The organism is Bacillus sp. Bvel1, from assembly GCF_014872755.1.
Classification (GTDB): Bacteria; Bacillota; Bacilli; order Bacillales; family Bacillaceae; genus Bacillus; species Bacillus velezensis.
The window spans coordinates 929,302-956,148 of sequence record NZ_JAAOBZ010000007.1; the positions used below are offsets into that span (position 1 = coordinate 929,302).

27 protein-coding genes are annotated in these 26,847 nt (G+C 48.1%); 12 read left to right on the top strand and 15 right to left on the bottom strand.

The window, feature by feature from the left end; all coding sequences use genetic code 11:
- Positions 1-324 carry a thioredoxin family protein gene (locus HAP68_RS13855; protein ID WP_003152373.1) on the bottom strand — a complete coding sequence of 108 codons (324 nt, stop codon included), beginning with the start codon at positions 322-324 and terminating at the stop codon, positions 1-3.
- Between the two features lie 196 nt (positions 325-520).
- Between HAP68_RS13855 and HAP68_RS13860 the strand changes: the two genes are divergently transcribed.
- Positions 521-967: a YtoQ family protein gene (locus HAP68_RS13860; protein ID WP_003152372.1), complete on the top strand. Its 447-nt coding sequence runs from the start codon at positions 521-523 to the stop codon at positions 965-967.
- A gap of 407 nt (positions 968-1,374) precedes the next feature.
- On the opposite strand, the gene HAP68_RS13865 is transcribed toward HAP68_RS13860, so the two are convergent.
- Positions 1,375-2,448 (bottom strand): M42 family metallopeptidase, encoded by a 1,074-nt coding sequence (locus tag HAP68_RS13865; RefSeq protein ID WP_003152370.1) that lies wholly within the window; start codon positions 2,446-2,448, stop codon positions 1,375-1,377.
- A 158-nt stretch (positions 2,449-2,606) separates the two neighbouring features.
- Between HAP68_RS13865 and HAP68_RS13870 the strand changes: the two genes are divergently transcribed.
- Positions 2,607-2,924 (top strand): PepSY domain-containing protein, encoded by a 318-nt coding sequence (locus HAP68_RS13870; RefSeq protein WP_003152366.1) that lies wholly within the window; start codon positions 2,607-2,609, stop codon positions 2,922-2,924.
- A gap of 55 nt (positions 2,925-2,979) precedes the next feature.
- On the opposite strand, the gene HAP68_RS13875 is transcribed toward HAP68_RS13870, so the two are convergent.
- The 3 genes from HAP68_RS13875 to trmB all read right to left on the bottom strand — a co-directional run bounded on the left by HAP68_RS13875 (position 2,980) and on the right by trmB (position 6,313).
- A complete protein-coding gene (locus HAP68_RS13875) occupies positions 2,980-4,677 on the bottom strand; it encodes an NAD-dependent malic enzyme (protein ID WP_024085698.1) in 1,698 nt (565 codons plus the stop codon).
- A 78-nt stretch (positions 4,678-4,755) separates the two neighbouring features.
- On the bottom strand, positions 4,756-5,601 hold the full coding sequence (locus tag HAP68_RS13880; RefSeq protein ID WP_003152361.1) for a YtnP family quorum-quenching lactonase: 846 nt from the start codon (positions 5,599-5,601) through the stop codon (positions 4,756-4,758).
- A 58-nt stretch (positions 5,602-5,659) separates the two neighbouring features.
- Positions 5,660-6,313: a tRNA (guanosine(46)-N7)-methyltransferase TrmB gene (trmB, locus tag HAP68_RS13885; RefSeq protein WP_003152359.1), complete on the bottom strand. Its 654-nt coding sequence runs from the start codon at positions 6,311-6,313 to the stop codon at positions 5,660-5,662.
- 185 nt (positions 6,314-6,498) lie between these two features.
- On the opposite strand from trmB, the gene HAP68_RS13890 reads away from it, so the two are divergent.
- Complete coding sequence (locus tag HAP68_RS13890; RefSeq protein ID WP_003152357.1) at positions 6,499-6,777, top strand: YtzH-like family protein; 279 nt, start codon at positions 6,499-6,501, stop codon at positions 6,775-6,777.
- Here HAP68_RS13890 and HAP68_RS13895 read toward each other — a convergent pair whose 3' ends face one another.
- From HAP68_RS13895 to thpR, 4 genes are all read right to left on the bottom strand, one after another.
- Positions 6,778-7,575, bottom strand: a complete 798-nt coding sequence (locus HAP68_RS13895; RefSeq protein WP_003152355.1) for a phosphotransferase family protein — start codon at positions 7,573-7,575, stop codon at positions 6,778-6,780. It lies immediately after the preceding gene.
- Between the two features lie 271 nt (positions 7,576-7,846).
- On the bottom strand, positions 7,847-8,776 hold the full coding sequence (locus HAP68_RS13900) for a YegS/Rv2252/BmrU family lipid kinase (RefSeq protein WP_024085699.1): 930 nt from the start codon (positions 8,774-8,776) through the stop codon (positions 7,847-7,849).
- A 52-nt stretch (positions 8,777-8,828) separates the two neighbouring features.
- On the bottom strand, positions 8,829-9,755 hold the full coding sequence (locus tag HAP68_RS13905) for a hypothetical protein (RefSeq protein WP_024085700.1): 927 nt from the start codon (positions 9,753-9,755) through the stop codon (positions 8,829-8,831).
- 26 nt (positions 9,756-9,781) lie between these two features.
- Entirely contained in the window at positions 9,782-10,333 is a 552-nt protein-coding gene (gene thpR, locus HAP68_RS13910) for an RNA 2',3'-cyclic phosphodiesterase (RefSeq protein WP_003152349.1), read from the bottom strand.
- Between the two features lie 89 nt (positions 10,334-10,422).
- Here thpR and cysK point away from each other — a divergent pair, with 89 nt between their 5' ends.
- On the top strand, positions 10,423-11,394 hold the full coding sequence (gene cysK, locus HAP68_RS13915; RefSeq protein WP_020954278.1) for a cysteine synthase A: 972 nt from the start codon (positions 10,423-10,425) through the stop codon (positions 11,392-11,394).
- 37 nt (positions 11,395-11,431) lie between these two features.
- Here cysK and pepV read toward each other — a convergent pair whose 3' ends face one another.
- Positions 11,432-12,823 carry a dipeptidase PepV gene (gene pepV / locus HAP68_RS13920; RefSeq protein WP_015387836.1) on the bottom strand — a complete coding sequence of 464 codons (1,392 nt, stop codon included), beginning with the start codon at positions 12,821-12,823 and terminating at the stop codon, positions 11,432-11,434.
- A gap of 95 nt (positions 12,824-12,918) precedes the next feature.
- On the opposite strand from pepV, the gene HAP68_RS13925 reads away from it, so the two are divergent.
- Positions 12,919-14,223, top strand: coding sequence for an NCS2 family permease (locus HAP68_RS13925; protein WP_014305604.1), 1,305 nt, complete (start codon positions 12,919-12,921; stop codon positions 14,221-14,223).
- Positions 14,224-14,255: 32 nt separating this feature from the next.
- Here the strand turns inward: HAP68_RS13925 and HAP68_RS13930 are convergent, their stop codons facing one another.
- Together HAP68_RS13930 and HAP68_RS13935 are read right to left on the bottom strand one after the other, a co-directional pair.
- Positions 14,256-15,416, bottom strand: a complete 1,161-nt coding sequence (locus HAP68_RS13930; protein WP_015387835.1) for an ABC transporter permease — start codon at positions 15,414-15,416, stop codon at positions 14,256-14,258.
- Positions 15,413-16,117, bottom strand: coding sequence for an ABC transporter ATP-binding protein (locus HAP68_RS13935; RefSeq protein ID WP_024085701.1), 705 nt, complete (start codon positions 16,115-16,117; stop codon positions 15,413-15,415). Before HAP68_RS13935 ends, HAP68_RS13930 begins: the two co-directional genes overlap by 4 nt.
- A gap of 282 nt (positions 16,118-16,399) precedes the next feature.
- Here HAP68_RS13935 and HAP68_RS13940 point away from each other — a divergent pair, with 282 nt between their 5' ends.
- The gene (locus tag HAP68_RS13940; RefSeq protein WP_003152337.1) at positions 16,400-16,621 is read left to right on the top strand and encodes a DeoR family transcriptional regulator; all 222 of its coding nucleotides are present in this window, start codon (positions 16,400-16,402) and stop codon (positions 16,619-16,621) included.
- 127 nt (positions 16,622-16,748) lie between these two features.
- Here HAP68_RS13940 and HAP68_RS13945 read toward each other — a convergent pair whose 3' ends face one another.
- Complete coding sequence (locus tag HAP68_RS13945) at positions 16,749-17,468, bottom strand: pseudouridine synthase (protein WP_024085702.1); 720 nt, start codon at positions 17,466-17,468, stop codon at positions 16,749-16,751.
- A 56-nt stretch (positions 17,469-17,524) separates the two neighbouring features.
- Entirely contained in the window at positions 17,525-19,162 is a 1,638-nt protein-coding gene (locus tag HAP68_RS13950; RefSeq protein ID WP_003152313.1) for a putative polysaccharide biosynthesis protein, read from the bottom strand.
- A 205-nt stretch (positions 19,163-19,367) separates the two neighbouring features.
- On the opposite strand from HAP68_RS13950, the gene HAP68_RS13955 reads away from it, so the two are divergent.
- Together HAP68_RS13955 and opuD are read left to right on the top strand one after the other, a co-directional pair.
- Complete coding sequence (locus HAP68_RS13955) at positions 19,368-20,633, top strand: BaiN/RdsA family NAD(P)/FAD-dependent oxidoreductase (RefSeq protein WP_003152311.1); 1,266 nt, start codon at positions 19,368-19,370, stop codon at positions 20,631-20,633.
- Between the two features lie 177 nt (positions 20,634-20,810).
- On the top strand, positions 20,811-22,346 hold the full coding sequence (opuD, locus tag HAP68_RS13960; RefSeq protein WP_003152310.1) for a glycine betaine transporter OpuD: 1,536 nt from the start codon (positions 20,811-20,813) through the stop codon (positions 22,344-22,346).
- 35 nt (positions 22,347-22,381) lie between these two features.
- Here opuD and HAP68_RS13965 read toward each other — a convergent pair whose 3' ends face one another.
- A complete protein-coding gene (locus HAP68_RS13965) occupies positions 22,382-22,564 on the bottom strand; it encodes a sporulation protein Cse60 (protein ID WP_003152309.1) in 183 nt (60 codons plus the stop codon).
- 200 nt (positions 22,565-22,764) lie between these two features.
- On the opposite strand from HAP68_RS13965, the gene HAP68_RS13970 reads away from it, so the two are divergent.
- The 4 genes from HAP68_RS13970 to HAP68_RS13985 are packed head-to-tail and all read left to right on the top strand — an operon-like array spanning position 22,765 to position 26,838.
- A complete protein-coding gene (locus tag HAP68_RS13970; RefSeq protein ID WP_024085703.1) occupies positions 22,765-23,790 on the top strand; it encodes a LacI family DNA-binding transcriptional regulator in 1,026 nt (341 codons plus the stop codon).
- A gap of 41 nt (positions 23,791-23,831) precedes the next feature.
- Positions 23,832-25,109 carry an ABC transporter substrate-binding protein gene (locus HAP68_RS13975; RefSeq protein ID WP_024085704.1) on the top strand — a complete coding sequence of 426 codons (1,278 nt, stop codon included), beginning with the start codon at positions 23,832-23,834 and terminating at the stop codon, positions 25,107-25,109.
- Positions 25,106-26,020, top strand: coding sequence for a carbohydrate ABC transporter permease (locus HAP68_RS13980; protein WP_003152306.1), 915 nt, complete (start codon positions 25,106-25,108; stop codon positions 26,018-26,020). The genes HAP68_RS13975 and HAP68_RS13980 overlap by 4 nt, the downstream gene beginning before the upstream one ends.
- Entirely contained in the window at positions 26,017-26,838 is an 822-nt protein-coding gene (locus HAP68_RS13985; RefSeq protein WP_003152305.1) for a carbohydrate ABC transporter permease, read from the top strand. Before HAP68_RS13980 ends, HAP68_RS13985 begins: the two co-directional genes overlap by 4 nt.
- Positions 26,839-26,847: the final 9 nt, after the last annotated feature.

The following is a 26,847-nucleotide window of genomic DNA, read 5'->3' on the forward strand; positions in this document are numbered from 1 at the left end:
TTATGCTTTAGCAAGGGAATCGGTTAAAAATTGCTCAATTTCTTCTTTTGTTTTACGGTCTTTGCTGACGAAGCGGTTCACTTCTTTTCCTCCGTTAAACACAACAAAGCTCGGAATGCCGTAAATTTCCCATTCCGCGCATGTATCAATAAATTGATCGCGGTCTACGTAGTAATAAGTGAATTCAGGAAAGTCCGCTTCCAGCTCAGGGAGAAACGGCTCCACAAAGCGGCAGTCCGGGCACCAATCCGCTGAAAACATAAATACCGCCCAATCGTCTTGTACCGCTTTTTGCAATTCTTCCGTGCTTTCAATCTTTTTCATTGTCATTCCTCCATCTGGATTATGAGTTTTTATATGCTGATGTTTGTCCAATTGGATCATACCAGACTGTTTACGGCAAGACCAACTATATGCAATATCATTATCATATTTCATTTGCATTATCAAGCAAGTTTCGTTTACCATTTTGCTTGTAGCCGTACGAAAATCTGAATATGTACATAAGGAGGGGCTAAAGATGCAGTTTGTCGTGTATTTAGCGGGTGAAATCCACAGTGATTGGCGGGATGAAATCAAACAAAAAGCAAAAGCGCTGAACCTGCCGATTACGTTTGTCGGTCCGATGGAAAACCATGAACGCTCAGACAATATCGGAGAAGAGATTATGGGCGTGCAGCCCGATTCTGTTTTAAAAGACGCCAGAGCTTCTGATATCAACAATTTCCGTACAGAGGTGCTGATGGAAAAAGCCGATTTTGTGATCGCCCTGTTTGGCGAGAAATATAAACAGTGGAATACCGCGATGGATGCTTCTTATGCCATCGCAAAAGGAAAGCCGCTCATTCTCATCCGTCCGAAAGAACTTCATCATCCGCTGAAAGAGCTTTCCGGAAAAGCGAATATCACGGTCGAAACCGTAAATCAAGCGATGAAAGCACTCTCTTATTTATTTGAAACAGAATAAGCAGGCCGCCTTTATGCGGTCCTGCTTACCTACACTCACCACTTCAGTATTAATCAGTTCAAGAGGAAAGTTTATATTTGTCTTTTTTGTCATAATCATACCTTCTTGCAGAACAAATAAAAATGCAAATGACTCGACTTTGTGAAATCGCTGCTCATCTCAATGCTTGCAGCATGTTTTTGATTTAAAAACGTTTATCATTGCAATAAAGGTTCGAAGGTTGTTTATCTGGATCGGAACCATTTTGATAATAATATTGAAAAATAATATATGTTACCTAATTCTATTTACAATACGCTTTACACTTATATTCACAACAAAGAACTGTCTCGATCATGCGGCTTAAAACAGAATGTAAAAACAGCAGTCAATAAGTATTCAAAGGGACTTATTGACTGCTTATTTTTTTACACATTTTCTCTGATCGTTTCGACCGTCTGTTTGTCACTCGCCATGACCAGCTTAATGAGCATTTCTTTCGCCGCGGCATAATCATCGACATGGATGATAGCGGCATTTGTATGAATGTATCTTGAACAAATGCCGATGACGGCAGACGGAACCCCGCTGTTTGATATGTGGACGCGTCCGGCATCCGTTCCTCCGCCTGAAGCGAAATATTGATAAGGGATATTGTGCGTTTCCGCCATATCAAGGACGAACTCTCTCATCCCGCGGTGCATGACCGTCGTTCTGTCGAGAATGCGGAGCAGCACCCCCTCGCCGAGACGGCCGAACAGCTCCTTATCGCCGCTCATATCATTTGCCGGGCTGGCATCAAGCGCGAAGAAAAGATCAGGCTGAATCATGTTGGCGGCTGTCTGCGCCCCTCTTAAGCCGACTTCCTCCTGAACGGTGGCCCCGGCGTACAGATTGTTCGGCAGGTCTTTTCCGTGCAGCTCTTTTAATAGTTCAATGCTTAACCCGCAGCCGTAGCGGTTATCCCACGCTTTGGACAATATTTTCTTCTCGTTGGCCATCGGGGTGAACGGGCAGACCGGCACGACCTGCTGTCCCGGTCTGATCCCCATTTTGACCGCGTCCTCTCTGTCATCGGCACCGATATCAATCATCATATTTTTGATCTCCATCGGCTTTGCGCGCTGGGCATCCGTTAAAATGTGGGGCGGGATGCTTGAGATGACGCCGATAATCGGTCCGTTATCCGTCTGCACCTCGACGCGCTGGGCAAGCAGCACCTGGCTCCACCAGCCGCCGAGCGTCTGAAATCTCAGCATGCCGTTATCCGTAATCTGTGTCACCATAAACCCGACTTCATCCATATGCCCGGCTACCATAACGGTCGGCGCATCTTCAGCGCCGCGCCTTACTCCGAAAACACTTCCGAGTCTGTCCTGCACGATGTCATCCGCATATTTCGCAAGCTCCCGTTTCATAAAGGAGCGGACCTGATGTTCATTTCCCGGTGCGCCGGGAAGCTGCGTCAGCGTCCGGAAAAGCGTTTTCGTTTCCTCATTCATATTTTCCCCTCATTTCTATGTAATGCTTTTATTTTATTAGAAAAACAACCGTTTTCCAAGCGCTCAGATTGAATGGGCTGTAAAACCGCCGCTTTACTTAACACCGTCTGGCATCTTCTGTATAATAAAAACTACGACATAATTGGAGGTGCTTCATATTGAAATTACGTCATTTTCTCTTAGGTGCAGGAGTCGGATTATGCGCTGCCATCGCAGTGAAAAAGTATGCGATGAAACCTTATATCTCTTCAGAAAAAGCGCTCCGTATCGTGAAAGCGGCTTTTAAACAGCGCGGGCCGATAGACGGATCATGGATTTACACAGAGCCGGAGCCCTACCAGGTAAACGGAGAAACCATCCAGGTATACAAAACCGGCGTGACACGTTCGGCATTCGGCGAACTGGAGCAATATGAAGTTATGGTCAATGCAAAAACAGGCCAGATTGTCGATGTCATTGATTCTGTCGCCTCATAATTCGGACAAGCAAAAAATAAAGCCCAAAACCATCAGCGTTTTGGGCTTTATTCGGTTACATCGGCCGAATTCGTTTATATACGGGGTTCCACATCGCGTCCTGAACCGCTTGGATCAGATCCTCAGGTTCCGTTTCAGCTACACCGTCCTGAATCGCAGCTTTAGCTACAGCTACCGCCACGGTTGCCGATACCGTCCTGAGATCCTCCACTTTCGGAAGCATCGGCGCGCCCGGCTTGCCGACGTCCACCATACCGGCGATGGCATTCGCGCAGGCAACGAACATATTGTCCGTAATGAGCCTTGCTTTTGTCACAATCGTTCCGAGCCCGAGTCCCGGGAATACGAGCGCGTTGTTCGCCTGTCCGATATGGTAGGTAACGCCGTTATACGCAACAGGCGGGAACGGACTTCCCGTTGTGACAAGCGCGCGGCCTTCCGTCCATTTAATTAAATCTTCAGGTTTTGCTTCTGATAATGTCGTCGGATTTGACATAGGCAAAATAGCCGGCCGTTTGACATGTGAAGCCATTTCTTTGACGATTTCTTCCGTAAATGCGCCTGAGACGGTGGATGTGCCGATCAGGATCGTCGGCTTGGCCTGACGCACCGTCTCCGCCAGATCAATTGATCCGCCTTCACCGCTGCGGCCGTACTCTTTCACTTCATCAGCAGGGCGGGCGTACGGAACCTGAAAATCACGCAAGTCCTTCATATCATCCGTCAACAATCCGTTTCTGTCGATACACCAAAAGCGGCTGTACGATTCTTCTTCGCTTAATCCGTCATGCACCATAGCTTCACGCAGCTGCTCAGCAATTCCGATACCGGCCGTTCCCGCGCCGAAGACGACGACTTTATGCTCTTTTAAAGGCACTTTTGATGCTTTCGCACACGCTAAAACAGCTGCAAGCGACACCGCGCCCGTTCCTTGAATGTCATCGTTAAACGTACAGACTTTATCTTTATACCGTTTTAATATGCCGCGGGCGTTAGCCGTGCCGAAATCCTCCCAATGAAGCAGCGCATTCGGGAATGTTTCCCGGGCAAGCGAGACATACTCATCAATAAAGCGGTCATATTTCTCGCCGCGCACTCTTGAATGCTGGTTTCCGACATACAGCGGGTCATTTAAGAGGCTTTCTTGATTTGTCCCCGCGTCCAAAACGACCGCAAGCACTCGTGACGGATCAATTCCGGCGGCCGCCGTATACACCGCGAGTTTTCCGACAGAAATGGCGATGCCGCCGACGCCCCAGTCACCGATTCCCAGAATGCCCTCCGCATCTGTCGCAACGATCAAGTCAATGTTTTCATTTTTTCCGAACTGCTGAAATGCGGCGCGCATTCCTTCAGGGTCATCTATTGACAAATACAGACCGCGGGGTTTTCTGTACTCGTGGCTGTAACGCTGGATCGCGGTGCCGACGGTCGGCGTATATACGATCGGCAGCATTTCGCCTAAATGATCATTTAACAGCCTGTAAAATAATGTTTCATTCCGATCATGGAGAGCGGTCAAGTACACATTTTTGCTCAGCTCATCAGGCTGCGAACTGAATTGTTCGTAGGCCCGCCTCGCCTGCTCTTCGATTGTCAATACTTTCGGCGGCAGAAATCCCTCGAGCCCGAGTTCCTTTCTTTCCTCCTGTGTAAAGGCCACCCCTTTATTTAAAAAAGGCGTAGAAAGCACTTCTAATCCGCGCAGAGTTGTTTTGATTTCTCCATCTTTCGTCACTTGAAATTGATTCACCTGTCTCTTCCTTTCAAAGCAATTTGTCTTAGGTTTGCTTTTATTCCCGAAATTCATACAGGTAAATCATCGATCCGCTTATTTTCTCTCCCGTTTGACAGATGCAGCCACTTCGCCGTCTTCTCCCCATTTTACCGCTCTGTAAATCGCGTCGTGATAGAAAATCAGCCAGGCGCCTTTTTCTGCCGCGAACGTCTGCCATTTCTGCTTTTGCGGAATGGAGGTCATCGGATAATCATCATAGGCCAGCACCCATAACGGATTTTTATGCGCATTCGTCGGCATCAGGTCGGCAAAATGCACAGCCGTCTCCCCGCCGTCTTCTAAGACGATGACACTGTGGCCGTCGCTGTGGCCTCCGGTGTGGTGCATCGTAATGCCTTCTGTCAGCTGATACTCGTTCTCAAAGGTTTCGACCTGATCTTGTACCGCCTCCCAATTTTCTCTCCAATATGTATTTTTCGATCTGATATTAGGGTTTCTCATTTCGCGCCACTCTGTTGCAGAAGTGATAATGCGGGCATTCGGGAAAACAGAGACAAGCTCCTCTCCGCTGTATTCCGTCAAGCCGCATGCATGGTCAAAATGAAGATGGGTCATCGCCGCAATATGAATGTCCTCACAGGAAAGCCCGAGTTCACGAAGAGAGTGTTTTAAATTGGATTCCTGTGTTACACCGTAATTCCTTTTTTGTTTATCAGAAAATTTCCCTCTGCCGATACCCGCGTCAACCAATATATTCAGGCCGTTTGTTCTGATCAGAATCGGGTCTGTTCTTAATTCAATCTGGTTTTTGTCATTTACGGGGTATTTTCTCGACCATAAAGGCTTCGGGACAACGCCGAACATCGCTCCGCCGTCCATATGTGTTACACCGCCGTCCAGCCATGTTAATGAAATATTCCCAATATTCAATGTCTCCATCTTGATCCCTCCTGATATAATGGTAGCAAATGGCGGCATAAAAAAACAGACTCCCGCATCAGAGTCTGTCTTTTGTTCTCCATTCAACTTCGGCCCGGTAAATCGGCTGGCCGAGTGCGGAGAATTTTTCTTCGTATTCTGTCATAATATTGCCCTTCGGATCGCTGTTGTGCAGATCTAGGCTGACTTCTGTCAGAAGCAGGCCGTATTCGGAAAAGCTTTTCAGAGAGTATTCGAATAAACCGCGGTTATCGGTTTTGAAATGAATCTCACCTGTTTCGCCCATCACTTCTTCGTATTTTTTCAAGAACGTTTTAAATGTTAAACGGCGCTTTTCGTGACGGTTTTTCGGCCACGGGTCAGAAAAGTTTAAATAAACGCGCTTGATTTCTCCCCGTTCAAATACGTCATTCAGTGTTTCCGCGTCTATATTTAACAAACGGACATTATGAGCCCCGCTGTCCTTTACTTTTTGGACGGCAGTGACGATGACGCTTTTAAACAGCTCAATTCCGATATAGTTGATATCCGGATTCTGCTTGGCCATTCCTGAAATGAACTGCCCTTTTCCCGTACCGACTTCAATATGGATCGGGTTGTCATTGCCAAAGACCGTATTCCACCGCCCTTTATACTGGGCCGGATCACTGATGGCGATGTCAGCGTTTTCTGCCAGAAAATCATTCGCCCAAGGTTTATGGCGCATTCTCATATGATTGACACCTCTATCTATAATTTCGAGTAACAACATACCATGAAACATAAAGAGCCGCAAGCGCCTTTTAAAGGCGCCGGCCGCATAAAAAAAGAGGCTCCCCGGTCCGGAACACTCATGTGATGCATAAAACCGCACCGCTTTGCACAATGTATGACACAGAAAGGATGTGTATATGAATCATGGGCTTAACAAGCGAACATCAGGTCCGGTTATTAAAGGACATATTGGCCGACCATCAATTGGATTGCTGCGGCACGGTTGCCGAGTATGAACAGCTGGAGCGCGTCATCAAATCACTGATGGCCAACACCGGGCTTGATTCAAATATAAAAAACGTGCTCGAGGATGTCTACCGCTACAGCCAGTCCGGCATCACGGCCGATTCCATCGACACGCATATTCAGGAGCACCAAAACCATTTGTCCCAATGGGTGGAGCAGATGGATTCGTACTCCTGACTACTTGACAATCCGCTTCATCAGGGCATGAAGCTCTTCCATGGCATCATGATACGCTTTGTCGTTTCCTTTTGATTTGTGCCAGGCGATGAAGGTGATGGTCTCCGATAACATGTACCACGCCATCCGCAGCCGAAGCCCTTCCGTGAGCTTCATGCCGTACATCCCAAGCCAGCTGTCCCACGCTGGCTCTTCGACGTAATGATACAATAAAGGGCCGAGATCCATGGCCGGATCGGCTATCATGGCGCCGTCCCAATCTATTAAATACAGCTGGTTGTCTTCAGACAGAAGCCAGTTATTATGATTCACATCACAATGGCAAACGACTTTTTCACCGAATTGCACCTGATCCACATGAGCTTCCAAATAAGCAAGGCCTTCCTGAATAAGAGGCGAAAATTGCCGCACGGCAAAGACGGCCTGCTTCAGCTGCGACAAAAGGGCGCCCGGATCAAGCGGTTCTTTTCCCAATCTTTTCAGCATGTCGAGCAAAGCTTTTGATGTGTGGATTTTGCGGAGCAGCTCAGCCACCGGGCGTCCGCTCATATCCTTTGCCTTCAGCTCCCTGCCCGCCATCCAATGCTGAGCCGTAATGACGTCTCCGTTTTCCATCCGTTTTGTCCAAACCAGCTTCGGAACAATGCCTTCGGCGGATAACACGGCTAAAAAGGGCGAGCTATTACGTTTTAAAAAAAGCTGTTGGCCGTTATGTTTCGCATAATATGCATCTCCTGTAGCTCCTCCGGCGGGGAAGATCTCCCAATCGCTACCTAGTAATTGTCCCAACCAGTTCATATCAATGTTCAACCCATCATTTCTTAAAATATTTTAGAATAGGCCTCCAGCCTTTCTCTATTGGCGGAGCGGCCTGTCATAAACAATTTCATGAGAATAAAAAAGACAGCTATTGAGAGTCTCATATGCTAATCAATAGCCGTCCTATAAATTTTAGCGCTACAGCACAAACTTCGTCAAGCAAAACTAGCAAGAACACCTGTGAATTCTGAAGATTTATGCCGCGAACCGCTCTGTTGCCGTGAAACAATTGACGGGTTTCATTTGTTTATTATGTTTTTATTTTCAATGGCGCACCGCCCGGCATAAGCCGAAACGGCGTCGTTCCGATCAGCTCGCCGTCAGCGTGAAACGGAATTTTCCCATCTGTTTCAAAAACGAATTCCTTCCCCTTTATCATCGTCACTCCGTCCATTTTGATATGCCGGCCGAAGCTCATCGCCCATAAAAAACGATACAGCGAAAAAAAGGACAGGTTTTCTGCAATGACAATATCAAAATAGTTTTGACGGGGATTTGCTGAAGGCGCCGCTTTCATGCCGCCTCCGTAATAAGGGTGATTAGCCGCAATGACAAACCAGACATTGCGGAATTCACGCTTCTGGCCGTCTGCCGTGCAAACAAATCTGAACGGCTGAAACCCCGAGGCCGTATGTAAATGCGCGAGCGGGTAAATCACAAAGCCGAGACGCAAAAACCGAAGAACGCGCGAAAACGGAAAATTCGCGGCTGCCTTCAAAACTGAGGCATCGAAGCCGACAGACAGGTGGTTAATAAAATAGAGTGATTGCGCTTTGTCATGAAAAAAGTTGATGTTTCCCGCAAAAAATTTCCGTGTAAGCGGGCGGTGCAGACTTTTGATTTCTTGGAGGAGCGCCGACTTCTTAATACCGAGCCCTTTGGAAAAGTCATTGTACGAACCTGCGGGCACAAAGGTCAGCTCAATCTGATCCGTTCCTTTCAGTCCGTTAATGACTTCATGCATCGTCCCGTCACCGCCGATGACGAACAGCCGCTTAAGCTTATGATCCTGCATCATTGAAATCTGTCTTGCCAGCACCTCCGCATGTCCGGGATGCCCGGTCAAAAAAGAGCGGTGGCTGACCCCGCGCCTGGTCAGCTCTTTTTGAACTGATTTCCAGACACGCCGGCCCCGCCCGCCTCCTGAGACCGGATTAATAATAAAAAACCATTGACTCATCGTTTGTTTTCACCTGCTTCATAGATGAAGAGACAGCCGGCAAACGTCCGCTTTAATCAAGCCATTCCTGTCTCCGGCTTGAATCGCTCAAGCCGTAAGACAAAAGAGCCTTCGCCGCCTTCAGCTGATGGTGCTTGATCGGCGCCGTATTTTTCTGCTGCTTTTCCAGCCACCCTGCGGCAGTCCGTTTATCAGCTATTTCCAGCCCGTACGGCGGCTCCGGGTAATCAATATAAGACGTTCTGCTGAGCAAAAGCTTCCGCACGGGAATGTCGGCCTGCTTTTCTTTTACGATTTGCGAAACGACCGAGCCCGTCCGGTGCAGGCTGAGAGACGGATTCAATACTTGGCGCGTGCTGCCGGAGCCTCTTTCTTCCCAAAAACGGTGTTTTGATCCGATATATACACTGTCCTCTTCCGCTTCCATAAAAGCGGCGCAGAAAATCTCCAGCGGCGAGATGATGATAATGCTCAGTTCGACGGACGCCTGCTGAATTTGCAGAACCGGATGATACATCACAAAATAGGAATCGGGCAGTTTTTGAGCCAGCATTTTTAACATCCTGTCCCTTTTGACCGCCTGCGAAAGCTCAGACTTTTGAGAAAGCGTGGAGCTCGCCCATTTTAATTGAAAGTCATACAGCTGATCTTTGAAAAAAGGCGCGAGCTCAGACTTTTGAGACGGAAGATTCCCGAACAGCGCCTCTTCTCCCTCCGGTTCATCAAACCATTGGTGCCTCTTTTCATTTATATCGGCCGTATTTTCTTCTTTTCTCTTTTTTAAGGAAAATTTTTTCCTGGCCGGCGCTTGATCGGTTTCCCCGCCGGCAGCCGTTTCCGTTTCTTCCGTTATCCGGTCAAACGCTTCAAGAAGCGCCTCCCAGCGTTCTTTCTTCAGCCGGATAAACTGGTTCATATAATGGTATGGATCAAGTTCATATCTGGATATGCAGTCGTGAATTTTGATGATCTGTGCCATGTGATTTCTCCACTCCGAATATTTGTTTATGTCAATTGAAACTGTGCGATTTCTTCGTATTTAGGCGACCGGTCAAGATGGGTCTGAAACAGGGAAAACCTGCTGACGGCACTTTGCACCCTGCCGCTTTCAAACGGCACATCGTCAGAAAACGGCCGGTCTCCCGCCCACTTCCGCGCCATCGTCATATGAGGGTGATACGGCCGTTTTTCCACTTGAAAACCGGCTTTCAAAACAGCCTGTTTTGTTTTTTCCCGCAAATCAAAGAGCAGTTCATTCCGTTCGGGCTCAAGGTGAAGCACTCTCGGCTGTCTGCGGTCGCCGAAAATATCCAGATGCTGAAACTGTACGGTAAACGGCTGCGCTGCCGACGCAGCATCTGCGAGCAGAGACGATAATTTCGCAAGCCGTTCTTCATCCGCGGCTCCGAGAAAAATGAGCGTAATATGATAGTCATGCGGGTGCACCCATTTTTTGAATGATAACGCCGGCTCCTTTTTGGCTGCTTCCCAAATCGGTTCAGCAATGTCAGCCGGAATCGGAATGCCGATAAAATAATGCGGCAATGAAGCTTTCATACGAGGATCTCCCCCTCTTTGGTTATGGTGTTATTATAAAACGGATAAGCGGAGAGGAGAACCCTGTCCGCTCATTATGATAGGATATTATGTACCGAACGTTTTATACAGAAAGGAATGAGCCGGCCTTGAAAATCGTAAACAGCACGGCGGAGCTGATCGGCGGCACACCGATCGTAAAGCTCAATCGCCTTCAGCCAGAACATGCAGCACAGGTCTATTTAAAATTAGAATCGTTTAACCCGAGCGGCAGTGTCAAAGACAGAGCGGCTTACAATATGATCATTGAAGCGGAAAACAGCGGGCATTTAAAACCCGGCTCTGTCATCATCGAACCGACAAGCGGCAACACAGGCATCGGCCTGGCGATGAACGCGGCGGCGCGCGGCTACAAGGCAATCCTCGTCATGCCTGACACGATGACGAAAGAACGCATCAACCTCCTGAAAGCGTATGGCGCGGAGGTTGTGTTAACACCGGGGGCGGAAAGAATGCCCGGCAGCATCAAAAAAGCGAAAGAACTCGCCGAACAGATTCCGGGAAGTTTTATCCCGATGCAATTCGATAACGGCGCAAATCCAGATGCCCACCGAAAAACGACCGCCATTGAAATCTATCAGGCCGTTCAGCAGCTCAACAGACCGCTCGGTGCTTTTGTGGCAACGGCGGGAACGGGCGGAACCATTACCGGAACCGGAGAAACGCTGAAAGAGCTTTTCCCGGATATGATTGTTCATGTCGCCGAGCCTGCCGGATCTCCCGTCCTGTCTGGCGGAAAACCCGGCGCTCATAAGCTTGTCGGGACAAGCCCCGGATTTATTCCCGGCATACTGAATCAGGACGTTTACGATGAAATCATGAAAATATCTGATGAAGATGCGTATACGACAACACGTCGTCTGGCCCGGGAAGAAGGCATACTCGTCGGCCCGTCTTCAGGCGCCGCCTGCTTCGCCGCCATTGAAACCGCCAAACGCCTCCCTTCCGAACAGATCGTCATCTGTATGACGGCCGATACGGGAGAACGTTATTTATCAACGGATTTATGGTCATTTGAATGATAAAAAGGGATGCCGCTTTCGGCGTCCCTTTTTATTATCACTTGGCAAGTTCATAAATGGCTTCGGCATATAAAGCCGTTGACCTGAGAAGGTCATCGATTTCAATGTACTCATCCTTTTGATGCGCGCTGTCAGGCCGGCCGGGGAACAGCGGCCCGAACGCGACGCCCGCCGAAAGGGATCTCGCATACGTTCCTCCGCCGATTGAAATCAGATCCGCTTTCTTTCCCGTCTGTCCTTCGTAAACCTTTTGAAGCGTCTTTACGAGCGGATGATCGGCAGAAACGTGGTGCGGTTTGCTGTCTTTAAATTCTTCAAGCCGGAATTCTTCAGCAGACGTAAAAGCATCACGGATAACTTTGCTGTCTGAAGTGACGGGATAACGGATGTTGATGCCGAGTTCTCCATCCTCACCCTTTCTGTATGTAAAGGTGCCGACATTCAATGTAAGCTCTCCGCTGATGTCATCCCTGCAATCAATTTTCAGCTTTTTGCCTCGTGTATCATTTAAAAAATAGTCACTGACGGTTTTGACAAAGTGCTTTCCGGCTCCATCCAGCTCTGTTCCGTTAAGGCATTCAGCAAGCTTTAAGCCGGCATTGATACCATTATCCGGTTCCATCCCGTGGCATGATTTCCCGTATACCCGAAGCGTCAGTTTTCCATTTTCCGAAACTGCTTCACCTTGTGTTTTTGACTGCTCAAGCCATTTGCTGAAATATGCGTGCACGGCATCAATACCGTTCCCTTCAATAACCGCTTCAGCCGCATCCGGCACCATGTTCAAGCGCAGTCCTGAACGGAATGACAGAAGCACGTTTTTTGCGTCTTTGTCAGAAGCGTTTTTTACAATGCGCAGTGACGCATCTATAATTCCTTTTTCCGCGTTAATGATCGGAAAATCTGCGTCAGGAGCAAAGCCGATGTCAGGCATTTTTTCGTGTTTGAAGTAGTGATCCACGCATCTCCAATCACTTTCTTCATCCGTTCCGATGATGATTCTCACGCGTTTGGATAAAGGGAGCTGCATGTCTTTGACGATTTTCAGCGCATAAAACGCGGCCATTGTCGGCCCTTTATCATCAATGGCGCCTCTGGCATATATCCGGCCGTCCCTGATATCGGCTGAAAACGGATCACTCGTCCAGCCGTCTCCGGGCGGAACGACATCGACGTGGCACAAAACGCCGACGATTTCGTCACCCGTTCCCCATTCAATATGGCCCGCATAGCCGTCAAGATTCTTTACGGTGAAGCCTTCTTTTTTACCGAATTCCAGCAGTGACGTCAGGCTGGCATTGACGCCTTCTCCAAACGGCCGGCCGGGACCGGCTGTTGATTCGTCCATTACGCTGTTGATCTGCAAAAACTTCTGCGTGTCACGGATCAGATCTTCTTTGTTTCTGATGACTTCAACTTCCCAATTCATCACAAATCCCCTTTCTTGATAAAGACTTGCAAAATGTCGATAAAACGAATAATATAGATGATGTTTTGAAAAAATGTTCGTCATTGGAGGTACTTATGTTTCATCTCGACAAGCATCAAACGACAATAAAAAGAGAAATTACCGCGGGATTGACCACCTTTTTCACAATGGTGTATATCATTGTCGTCAATCCGGTGATCCTTTCCAATGCGGGAATTCCGTTTGACCAGGTGTTCACCGCGACGATTATCGCTTCCATTGTCGGAACTTTATGGATGGCTCTCGCTGCGAATTTTCCGATCGCCATTGCCCCCGGCATGGGCTTAAACGCGTATCTCGCCTTTCACGTTGTCGGCACAGGCAGCGGCATTACGTATCAGACGGCTTTCAGCGCCGTTTTTATCGCGGGAGTCATCTTTATTATTTTATCGTTAACGCCTTTAAGAAAACAACTTATAGAAGCGATTCCGGACAATTTAAAATACGGAATTACGACCGGCATCGGCTTATTTATCGCTTTTATCGGCTTACGCCAATCCGGAATCATCACGGCTGATAAATCCAATCTGGTCGCACTCGGCGATCTTCATTCGCCCGCCGTCATTTTAACGCTTATCGGACTTATCATCAGTATCGTGCTGATGGTGCTGAATGTAAACGGCGCTCTGTTCATCGGAATGGCGCTGACCGCCGTCATTGCCTTTTTGACCGGACAGATCCATTTTGCGAAAGGGTTCATTTCATTCCCGCGCCTGCCGGAGGGTCTTTTGATCACAAATCCGTTCGGTGCCCTCGGGGATGTCGTGCATCACGGTCTGTACGCCGTTGTGTTTTCTTTTCTTCTCGTTACGATTTTTGACACGACCGGCACCATGATCGGTGTCGCCGAACAGGCGGGATTGATCAAAAACAATCAGCTGCCGAATGCCAGAAGAGCGCTGTTGGCTGATTCAACGGCTACGACGGTGGGAAGCATCTTCGGCACCAGCCCGACGACCGCGTTCGTTGAATCTTCAGCAGGTGTGGCCGCCGGCGGAAGAACAGGTCTGACGGCGCTGACGATTGCCGTTATGTTTGCCGTTTCCATGTTTTTCAGCCCGCTTGTCAGCGTCTTATCGGAAGTGTCCGCGATTACGTCACCGGCTCTGATTATTGTCGGCAGCCTGATGATGGGTGCTGTGTCGAATATCCGCTGGAATGAGCTTGACGAAGCGTTCCCGGCCTTTCTCGTCATTTTGGCGATGCCTTTAACGTCCAGTATTTCAACCGGAATCGCACTCGGCTTCATTTCATATCCGCTTGTTAAAGCAGCTAAGAAAAAATGGCGCGAAATCCATCCTCTAGTCCTCATCTTCGCCGTGCTGTTTTTTATTCAGCTTTTTATTTTGAACGGACATTAAGAAAAATCCCTTTCCTTTTCGGAAAGGGATTTTTACATATAAAGAACGGAAAGAATCGCGGCAATGAGACACCAGGCGGAACAGATGATTTGAATGACGGTTAATGCACTGTTTCGCGCCCGGAAATAGTCATCACTGTCTCTCTTGATACCGCTTAAAACCGGTTTATCCGTGATCCGGTCAAATAAAAGTGACGCGGCATAGCGGCTGACGATCGCAAATAAAATAAGGACTGCCGGCTTCACTAAGAGCGGAAGAACGAGAATAAGAGCCGTAAAAGCCGCGGTTAAAAGGTAAAGCTGCCGGAGATACCCGCCGTTTCGGATCAGCACTTTAAAAAACAATTCTTTCCACGCCGTATACGCCGACCGTTTTGTAAAGATGTGCTTTGAGCCGGGATATAAAAACGGCTTGCTCCGCCCTTTATTTTTACCATTCGGGAGCTGCACATCATGGCTGAGCATCAAAACTGAGGCGGCGAGTGAAAGCTTCCGCCTGTTCTCCTCAAGCACTTCTTCCTCAAAGGCTGATAATGTCTCCGTCCCTTTCCAAGTCAAAAAAGCGGAACAGATGAACAATATACATCCCGCCGGCCAAAGCCAATACCATTCGGCGGCAAAGGTGATCATAAAAAACGCACCCGCCGTCAGAACCATCACTTTCAGCCATCCCGCCGCCTGATTCCCGAATGTCCGCCTGCTGTTTTTTCTGTGCCGGTGCACCGCTAATATCGCGGTATGGAAGCCGAACAGACAGCAAAACATACCTGAATATGCCGGTAAGGTACAGTCACCGTACTGGCGCCATAAGGGAAATAACAATACGGCAAGCGCACCCCATTTGATAAGGGAAAGGAACATCGAATACAAAAGCGCGTACCGTTTCAGCTTTTGCATCAGATGTTTTGCATGCACCAAAAACACGTGATCCGCTTCCAGCAAAAAGGTATGAATAAAACCCGTGCACAACAGCAAGGCACTGAATACATACAGCCAGCCCCATCCTAATACTCCTGCCGCTCCATTAAGAAGCCCCCTGCCGTTCAGCCATTCAGCATATTGATAAACGGCAAATGCGGCAGCGGGAAGAACGATATACAGCGCGACCGTCCAATCAATGACCGTCTGAAACACCTTCCATTGATACCGCCAATAATGAAACAGCCTTTGAAAAAACAAAGCCCGCCCGGTCATCGCTGACTGCTCCGAACCGCTGAATAAAAGCAATCCAGCAGTGAACGGCTCCCCGTTTTTTCCTGAAGCTCCTCTAACGTGCCTTGAAGAAGCAGAGCGCCCTGATCCAGCAAATAAAACCGGTCGCAGATTTTTTCCGCCGTATCCAGAACATGCGTGCACATCAAAATTCCCGCGCCCCTTTCTTTCTCAGCAATCAGCATGTCGGTAAACAGCTTCGTTGAGATCGGATCAAGTCCGATAAAAGGCTCATCAATGATGTAAATATCCGGCTTCGCCAAAAATGCCTGTATGAGCATCAGCTTTTGCTGCATCCCTTTTGAAAAACCGGAAGGCAAATCATGTTTTACAGACGTCAGCGAAAACTCTTCAAGCAGCCGCCCTGCCCGCTCACGGCACTCTTCCCCTTCTATACCCCGCAATGATCCGGTCAGCTCGAGGTGCTCCCAAAGCGTCAGTTCATCGTAAAAACTCGGACGCTCCGGTATGTAAGCATAAGACGAATCATGCCACTCAATACCGCCTTCAATATCCCGGGACAGCCCGAGAACCGCCTTTATCACTGTACTTTTCCCCGCGCCGTTCGCTCCGATTAAACCGGCAATTTCACCAGCGTTGACTGACAGAGATACATCAGAAATCACCTTCGGCCTGTCAGCATAACCGGCGCAGACAATGTTTGCATTCAATAATTCTCCCAAACTTCTCACTCCCCCGCTTTCATACGGACATGTATAAAAAAAGTTTCAGTTTCCATAATATTAAAAGCGGGCCGGACATAGTAATGCACCAAGGCTGCACCCATTTGGAAAAAATTATCTGCGCTTATTCCTAGATTCATGTCGTCCATATCGTGTATAATGGAGGCAGTTAAAAGAGAAAAAAAACAGAATGTCATCCTTTGTTGCTTATTCGTACGAAGTTTTAGAGTCGAAAGTTGTGGTATATCAAGTCCATCCGATCTTATGATAGGGAGTGGTTTTTTGAAACCTTCAACAAATCGTATGCTGACTCGGATTAAATCAGTTTACATGTTCATCCAGGAAAAAGGCCTTGTGACAACACAGGAACTGGTTGATGAATTCGGCATTACACCTAGAACCATTCAGCGAGACTTAAATGTGTTAGCATACAATGATCTTGTTCATAGTCCTAGCCGAGGCAAGTGGGAGACAACACGAAAAAAAGTGAAAATTACATCTTAAGCGAACAATTACATAAGGTCCTTTTCGGCCTGACATGCTGCAAGGCAAAGCAGCGTCTTTGCCTTGTTTTTTGTTCCTCTATATAAAAAGCCCAAAACAAATCTGTTTTGGGCTTTTCTGATATCGATTACACTTCAGCGCCTCTCAGCGTTTCGAGCTCCTCTTCAGTCAGCTCGCGGAATTCTCCCGGTTTAAGATCCGGGTCAAGAGAAACAGCCCCCATCGAAAGCCGCTTCAAATAAGCCACTTCATTTCCGACAGCCTTTGCCATCAGCTTCACCTGGTGATATTTGCCTTCTGTAATGGTCAAGTGAATCACCGTTTCATCCGGGCTTTCTGTAATGATTTCAACGGCTGCCGGCTTCGTCTTATAGCCTCCTTCAATGACGACGCCTCTTTCCAGATGAACGATGTCTTCCGGTGACAGAGGTGAATTTAACCGGACCTCATATGTTTTAGGCACATGCTTTTTCGGAGAAAGCAGGCGATGAGCGAGCTGCCCGTCATTGGTGAGAAGCAAAAAGCCTTCCGTATCCTTATCAAGACGTCCCGCCGGAAACGGTTCAAATCGCTGTTCTTCAGGCGTCAGCAGATCAACCACCGTTTGCTGGCGGCTGTCTTCTGTAGCGGACAGCACTCCTTGCGGCTTATTCATCATGACATAAATAAATTCACGATAGTCTGCCGGCTCTCCGTATACCGTGATGTCCTGTTTTTCCGGATCGACATGGGTTTTCACATCTTTCGCCGGCTCTCCGTCAATCATGACAGCCCCGGCCTTGACGATTTTTTTCACATCTTTTCTTGAGCCGAATCCGCTGTTGGCAAGCAGCTTATCAAGTCTCATCCTGATCCTCTCCTTTAAAAAGAAAAGCCCGCGATAAGCGGACTATTCATTATTTCTCAATGGGCGGAATGCCTGCCTCTCCTCAAAACGCGGGGCAGACGGTTTCCAAACATTTTCTGTAAAAATCCGATTCGGTACGCGGCAAACATGTACACCGCACCGCCGACAGCGGCGCAGACAAAGACGACAATCGCCGCATGCACCTGGCCGCTTTGGTATGTTACAAAGAAACTGAGCAGCCATTGAGTCAGCTTGACCGCGACTCCCATCACGACGGACAGGACTGCGATTAAAATGACCCGTTTTATAAGTACCGTATACGAATAGCCCGCATGGCGCTTAATCATGATAAAACCGTACAGAAGAGAAGCGATATAACCGAGCGCCGTTGCCAAGATGGCCCCGTCTCCCTGAAACAGCTTGATCAGCGGCACGTTCAGCACCACTTTTATAATGACGCCGATGAAAAGGCTCACGACAGCAAATTTCTGCTTATTAATCCCTTGCAGGATCGCGGCGTTTACGGTAAACAGAGAAAACAGAATCGCGACAGGCGCGTACCAGAACAATATATCCTGTCCGATATCCGGGCGAAGACTTTCAGAGCCGTAGAAGAACGTATAGGCCGGACCCGATAACACGGACATCCCGACAACGGCGGGAATAACCAAAAACAGAATAATTTGCATCGTCTGGTTAATCTGCTGATTCAAAAGCTTATAATTCCTGCTCGTAAACGATTCAGTAATCGTCGGAATCAGCGTCAGACCGAAAGCGGTCGCCAGAGAAACCGGGATCATCACAAGCTTCGGCACATAAAGGGTGACAATCGCAAGCATGTCCTGGCTGATATCCTTATGGCCCGCCGCAATCATCGCTTTATTAAACGTATTCGTATCGATATATGAATACAAAGGAATCGCCAGTCCGACAAATACGTAAGGAGCGGCATAACTGAAAAGCTCAATGAACATTTTTTTATAACTTAAGTTCGCAGACGGGACGAGATTCGGCTTCATCGCCAGAAGATCGCCCTTCCGCTTATTCCAGTAAATATAAAGGACGACAAGCCCTCCGAATGATCCGATCAGCGCCGCGAAAGTCGCGTATCCGACTGCGATGACAAGGCCGCCGTTGATCACTCTTAAAATCAAATACGTTGCGCCCAATAAAAAGATGATCCGGGCAAGCTGCTCCACAACCTGTGAAACGGCTGTGGGCCCCATCATCTGATGACCTTGGAAAAAACCGCGCACAAGGCTCATAATCGGCACGACCAAAAGTGCCAGACTGACCATCCGGATGACATAAACGACGTGGTCAATCGTAAGTCCGTTGTTACTCGTGCCGCCGAGAGATGTTTCCGCAAAAAACGGCGCCGAAATATAAAGAATTGAAAAAGCGATCATCCCGGTTACGAGCATAACCGACATTCCCGCTCTCAGCATCCGCCTGCTCGTCTCATAGTCTCCTTTGGAGTTATATTTCGAGACAAATTTTGAAACCGCGGCGGGAAATCCCATCGTGGCAATGTTTAAAAACAGTGTATATTGATTATATCCGTATTGAAACAAAGCTCCGCCCGTCGCTCCGACCATCGCTCCGAACGGGATCAGATAAATCATCCCTAAAATCCGCGATATATAGGTGCCGAGCGTCAGCACGAACGTGCCCCTTAACAATTTGCTTGACATGTTTCCTCATCACCATTTTCTACGAAGATTCAACTTTTCTATTTTAACACAACTGGGCAATTAGACGGTAATAATTACAGCGGGAAACTTTTTGGGAAAGCTCTTAAAAACAAAATACGTTTAAGGAATCCCCTTCTTTCGCTATAATAGCAGGAAGCGGACATTTCCGCCTATTATACGTGAAAAAGAAAGTTGTTGATGAAATATGAAACATTATGACGTAATTGTAATCGGCGGCGGCCCGTCCGGTTTAATGGCTGCGATTGCGGCAGGCGAAGAAGGGGCGGACGTATTATTAATCGATAAAGGAAACAAGCTGGGACGGAAGCTGGCGATTTCCGGCGGCGGGCGCTGCAACGTGACCAACCGCCTCCCCGTTGAAGAAATCATTAAACACATCCCCGGCAACGGCCGCTTTTTATACAGCGCGTTTTCCGAATTTAATAATGAAGATATCATCGCCTTTTTTGAAAAACTCGGCATTCAGCTGAAAGAAGAAGACCACGGGCGCATGTTCCCGGTGACGGACAAAGCGCAAAGCGTTGTCGATGCGCTTTTGAACCGATTAAAACAACTGAATGTCACCATCCGCACAAATGAAAAAATCAAAGAGGTGCGGTACGAGAACGGCAGGACAGCGGGCATTACGACAAACAATGACGAACACATTAACGCAGACGCCGTCATTATCGCGGTCGGCGGAAAATCAGTCCCGCATACCGGCAGCACCGGAGACGGCTATGCATGGGCGGAAGCGGCCGGTCATACCGTGACCGAACTCTTTCCGACGGAAGTGCCGGTTACGTCGTCAGAACCGTTTATTAAACAAAAAACACTTCAGGGGCTGTCCCTTAGAAACGCGGCCGTCAGCGTCCTGAATAAAAAAGGCAAACCTATTGTCACACACGTGATGGACATGCTGTTTACCCATTTCGGCTTGTCAGGCCCCGCCATTCTCCGCTGCAGCCAGTTTGTCGTCAAAGAACTGAAAAAGCAGCCCGATGTCAAATTACGCATCGATCTGTTTCCCGGCATCAACGAGGAAGAGTTATTTCAAAAGATGCACAAGGAACTGAAAGACGCACCGAAAAAAGCGCTCAAAAACGCACTGAAGCCGTGGATGCAGGAACGGTATCTGCTTTTTCTTCTGGAACGGAACGGTCTTGATCCGCAGACAAGCTTTACGGAACTGCCGAAGGATCAATTCAGGGCTTTTGTCAAAGACTGCAAACAATTTACGGTTGCCGCTGACGGAACGCTTTCTTTGGACAAAGCGTTTGTCACAGGCGGAGGTGTTTCCGTAAAAGAGATTGAGCCGAAACAAATGGCGTCTAAAAAAATGGAAGGCTTATATTTTTGCGGAGAAATACTCGACATTCACGGTTATACCGGGGGCTACAATATCACTTCAGCCTTTGTCACGGGGCGTCTCGCCGGTTTGAATGCAGGACGTTTCTCACGCTCGCTGTAAATGGTTTAAAGCGCATTTACCTGAGCGTCCCCGTTGATAATTGACCAAAAACATGATACAGTTTTCTGCGTTTTGTTTCACCTGATTGAGGGAACAGGAAGAAAGGAATGATCTGCAATCGTGCGACCATACTAAAAAAATGGCGTATTGAAAAAAATAGTCAGAGGGTGAGAACGTTTGAAGAAGAACATCTCCAGTGTTTTTTGGATTGTGATTGTCATCACAGCAGCTGCGGTTTTATGGGGGGCCATTTCTCCTGACAGCCTGCAGCAAGTCACTGATACGGCACAAAAATTTATTACGGATTCTTTCGGCTGGTATTATCTGCTGGTCGTTTCTATATTTGTCGGTTTCTGTCTCTTTCTCATTGTGAGTCCGATCGGCACAATAAAACTCGGAAAACCCGGGGAAAAACCGGAATTCGGCTTATTATCATGGTTTGCCATGCTTTTCAGCGCGGGCATGGGAATCGGTTTGGTATTTTACGGGGCTGCGGAACCGATCAGTCATTACGCCATCAGCTCTCCCTCAGGTGAAACAGAAACACCCCAAGCATTTCGTGATGCGCTCCGGTACACGTTTTTCCACTGGGGGCTGCACGCTTGGGCCATCTATGCGGTCGTCGCTTTATGTATCGCTTATTTTCAATTCAGAAAAGACGCGCCCGGTTTGATCAGCAGCACACTGACACCGCTTTTGGGCGATAAAGTAAACGGCCCGATCGGCAAAGCAATTGACTGTATCGCGGTGTTTGCGACCGTTGTCGGTGTGGCGACAAGCTTAGGGCTCGGAGCGACTCAGATCAACGGCGGTCTGCATTATTTATTCGGCATTCCGAAAACATTTTCCATTCAGCTGATCCTGATCGCTGTCGTGACCGTGTTATTTTTGATTTCTGCGTGGAGCGGAATCGGCAAAGGGATTAAATACTTAAGCAATACCAACATGGCGCTCGCGGGTATTTTAATGATCTTTATGCTCATTGCAGGCCCGACAGTGCTGATTATGAACTCATTTACCGATTCTATCGGCCAATACATCCAAAATATCGTGCAGATGAGCTTTCGCTTGTCTCCGAATGATCCCCAAAAACGCGAATGGATTAACAGCTGGACCATTTTCTATTGGGCCTGGTGGATATCCTGGTCGCCGTTTGTCGGCATTTTTATCGCCCGTGTATCAAGGGGCCGGACGATCCGGGAATTTTTAATCGGGGTGTTGGTGACACCTTGTATATTGGCTTTCTTATGGTTTGCGATTTTCGGTGTATCCGCGATGGATCTTCAGCAGAAAGGCGTATTCAATGTCGCGGGAATGTCAACGGATACGATGCTGTTCGGCGCACTCAGCCACTATCCGCTGACAATGGTGACATCCGTATTAACGCTTATTCTGATTGCTGTATTTTTTATTACATCAGCGGATTCAGCGACATTTGTGCTTGGAATGCAAACGTCTTACGGCTCTTTGGACCCGTCAAACCGGGTGAAAATCATCTGGGGCGTCATCCAGTCCGCCGTGGCAGCTGTATTATTATATTCCGGCGGTCTGGCCGCACTGCAAAACACGGCCATTCTCGCCGCGGTTCCGTTTTCAGTCGTGATCCTTCTGATGATCGTGTCTCTGTACAAGTCATTAGCGAGCGAAAGAAAAGGAATCAAACAAGCGGAGAAATACCAAAAACCGAGAAGTCCCCGCGTCAAAAAAGCATAATGCATAAAAAAGCCCGGTATTTCATCCGGGCTTTTTTATTTTCGGTATAAAATGAGAGCGGAAAAACAATAAAGCTGCTCACCTTCAGGATCACAGGCCGCCGCTACCGTATATTTAATATCAACGAGCTGTTCATCAGAAATCCCCTTTAAAAATGTATTGACTTCAGTCTGCAGATCCTTTTCATGCTCCTCATCAAAAACAGCTATCTTCAGCACATCACCCTCTCCTTTCTCTATCAATTTATTCCGGTTCAATTGAAATATGATAGAGAAAAACAGATTTTCTTTTTTACTGATTTTTACTAAAAGTAACCAAAAATAGGTGTTGAAAACGCTTACTAACATATGATAATATCATTTTAACAATAACCAGGTCATTTCTGTTTAGTAAATATTTAGTAAAAAGGAGATGCGAAATGGTCCGTCTCAAAGATATTGCCTTACAGGCATCTGTATCCAGCGCGACAGTATCGAGAATTTTGAATAAGGATGACTCTTTGGCCGTGACTGATGAAACAAGAGAAAAAGTTCTGAGGATCGCCGATGAGCTGGGCTATCAGCCGTCGGCAAAAAAACGGAAGAACCGCAGCCGCAGCGATTCAGCCCCCCTGATCGGCATTGTCAGCTGCCTGTCACCGGAAGAAGAACGGCAGGATCCTTATTTTTCAGCGATCCGAAAAGGCATTGAGGAAGAATGCTTTCGGCAAAAAGTTTTTATCACATCTTCTATCCATCTCGGGTCTTTTCAAGAGCATATGTTTCACGATCTGGACGGCGTGATCGTAATCGGCAGCCTGCAAGACGAGGCGCTTACGAATATCAGCGCCGCTTTCAGGCACGCGGTATTTGTTAACGGCACCCCCGATCCCGCCCGCTACGATTCCGTCAGCGTGGATTTTTATGCCGCAGCGCAAAAGGCGATCGAACATCTTCTGTCGCTCGGTTATCAGCGGCTCGGTTATATCGGCGGCCGGGAGCGGGAGCATACCGTCATAGACGGTGTAAACAGCAATAAAACGATTGAGGATAAGCGTTTGACCGCTTTCTTACAAATGGCCGGCGCCGGGCCGGAGCATGTACTGATCGGCGAATACAGCATGCACGAAGGGTTCCGGCTGATGAATGAAGCCATCAAAGGCGGAAGTCTCCCCGATGCCTTTTTTATCGCAAGTGATTCGATGGCTGTCGGCGCTTTAAAAGCCTTGCAGGAAGCCGGCCTTCAAGTCCCGCGCGATACGGCAATTGTCAGCTTCAACGGAATTGATGAGGCAGAATACGCCAGCACGCCGTTATCAACGGTAAAAGTATACACGGAAGAGATGGGCCGGACGGGTGTCAAATTGCTTCTCGACCGTTTAAACGGCAGAACCGTCCCGCTGGCCGTGACGCTCCCCACTTCATTGATTGTCAGACAAAGCTGCGGCTCACAAGAAAGGAGGTGACATGTCCCCCAGCGTTTATATCATATTTAAAGGAGGAAAAGATGAAACGCTTACTGGCTTTGTTTCTTTCTTTTACTTGCATGATACTACCCGGCTGCTCGGCAGAACAGAGCGGCGCCGGAGAAAAGCAGAAAACATTGACAGTCTATTCCACAATATCCTCAGACAGCGAACGCGCCGTATTCAGAAAGTTGGCTGATTCATTCCAAAAAGAACACCCGGACATTCAAGTAAACGTTCATTTCCCAGGCAATGACTACGAAAATATGATGAGGGTCAGAATGGCAGCCGGTGACATGCCCGATCTTTTCGACACACACGGCTGGGCCAAAATCCGCTACGGAGAATATACCGCCGACCTCAGCGGCATGTCTTGGACGAAGCGGCTCGATCCGAATTTAAACAGCATGCTCAAAGACGCCAAAGGCAGAATATACGCCTTCCCTCTGAATCAGGCAAAGGACGGACTGGCCTACAACCGCACAATGTTGGAAAAATACAGAATCAAACCGCCGGAAACAATGGATGATTTTATGAAGGCACTGAGACAGATTAAAGAAAAAAGCGGCGGAACAGTCACCCCCTTCTGGTTTGCCGGCTATGAGAAAAGCTCATTTGCCCAATATTACGATCAATTCGCCGCACCGCTTCTCATCACAGATCCCGCACACCGTTACAAAAAACAGCTGTTAAACGGAACCTTCCGCTGGACACACTTCACCTATTTATCTGACAAACTGAAAGAGATGCAAAAGGAAAACCTGCTCAATATAGATGCCGTGACGGCAAAACGGTCCCAGCTCATTGAACTGATGGCGCAAAACAAAATCGCCTTTACGCTGCAGGGCGGCACCCTCGGCCAAGACGTCGCCCAAATCAATCCGAAGGTAAAAGTCGGCATCATACCGACCCCGGCCGTCCACAAGGGAGACGCGCCGGTTTGGATCGGAGGCGAACGTTACACGCTGGCGGCATTCAAGGATTCCCCGCGGCTTGAAGAAGCGAAACAGTTCATCGCATTTATGGCCCGTCCCGAGCATGCGAAATCAATTGCCGAAGCGACCTCGCTTCCGGCCGGATTAGTGAATGTGCAAACGGACATTTTCTACGCAAATGACTATAAGCGCTATCAGCATATTAAGGTGCAGCCTTATTTTGACCGCCTTTATTTGCCGAACGGAATGTGGGATGTGATGGGGACAGCCGGGCAGGAGCTGACGGCCGATATCTTAACCCCCGCGGAAGTTTCGGCGAAACTCGGCAGGGAATATAAGCGGCTCCGTCTTCAATCTGATTCACAAGGAGCTGAAAAAGAATGAGTGATCTTGCAAGAGAAACCCAAGGATTTCAGCATCAAAAGCCGGTAAAACCCGCGTCACTGTGGTGGATGTACGTTCCCGCTCTTGCCACGGTTTTTATTTTCATGATTTTTCCCTTTGTCAAAGGCGCTTTTATCACATTCACAAACTGGAACGGCTTCTCACAGACGTATCAATGGGTGGGGGTCACTCAATATAAAAGGCTTTTTACAGATCCGGACACGTGGCTTATTGTGAAAAACACTTTGCTTTACGGCATCGGAAGCACTTTTTTTCAGAATATGCTCGGACTTTTATATGCGCTGCTTTTGAATCAGAGCTTAAAAATGAAGGCGCTCACAAGAACGATCGTCTACCTGCCCGTCATTATCAGTCCTCTGATTATGGGATACATTTGGTATTTTATTTTCTCATATGACGGGGGTGCGCTGAATGATGTACTGGGCGCACTGGGAATCGGTCCTGTCAACGCCTTGGCAAGCCCTGCGGCAAACCCGTGGATTATCGTCATGATTAACACGTATCAATACGCAGGCATTGCGATGATTGTATATTTGGCGGGGCTGCAAAGCATTCCGAAAGATTATTATGAAGCCGCAAAAATGGATGGCGCGGGAGGTCTTCAGCCGTTTTTCACCATCACCCTGCCATTATTGATGCCGGCTGTCACCATCAACATGGTCATCAATATCATCGGCGGGCTGAAGCTGTTTGATGTCATTTTCGCTCTGACCGCAGGCGGGCCGGGCAATTCCTCTCAATCGATGTCGACGTTTATGTATGATTTATATTTTAAACGGCAGGATGCGGGATATGCCGCCGCCCAAGGCGTATTTATGTCCGTCATTATTCTTGTCATCAGCTTTTCGGCTCTCGTGTATTTCAAGCGAAAGGAGACGGAAATGTCATGAAAACAGCCCGAATGCGGATTTTTACGCTGTTGGCCGCCGTTATCTCGTGCGTTCATATTGTCCCCTTTTATATTTTGCTGACCACGTCATTAAAAGCAAAAGGAGACTACAGTTCAAAATGGTCGCTGCCCTCCGCCTTTTCATTTCAGAATTTTCGTGAAGCATGGGAGCGTGCCTCTCTCGGGCAATCCTTTCTGAACACGATCATTATTACAGCCGTTTCCGCCGCCTTGCTAATTTTCATGGGTTCGCTTGCCGCATACCCGCTCGCTAGAAGAAATACAAAGCTGAACAAAATCGTCTTCGGCCTTTTGATTTCCATCATGATTATCCCGCCTTTGACTTCCATGGTTCCTTTATACAAAATGGTCGCTGATGCGGGGCTGGTCAATACGCATGCCGCAGCCATTCTCATTAATACGGCTGCATATATGCCGCTGACCGTTTTCTTATATTCAGGGTTTATCCGCTCTTCCATTCCGAAAGAACTTGAGGAAGCCGCCAGGATGGACGGCGCGGGATTGATCAGGACTTTTTATACAATCGTGTTTCCTTTGTTGAAACCGATTACCGCAACGGTCTGCATTATTTCCTGCGTGTTTATCTGGAACGATTACCAATTTGCGATTTTCTTTTTACAAGATCAAAAGGTGCAGACATTGACCGTGGCCATGGCGGGGTTCTTCGGCGAAAACGCGAACAATCTTCACTTAGTCGCCGCAGCCGCAATTATGGCGATGCTGCCAATGGTCGTATTGTTTTTGGCGCTTCAAAAATATTTTATCTCAGGGCTGTCCTCCGGGGCGGTCAAAGGCTGAGAAGAAAAG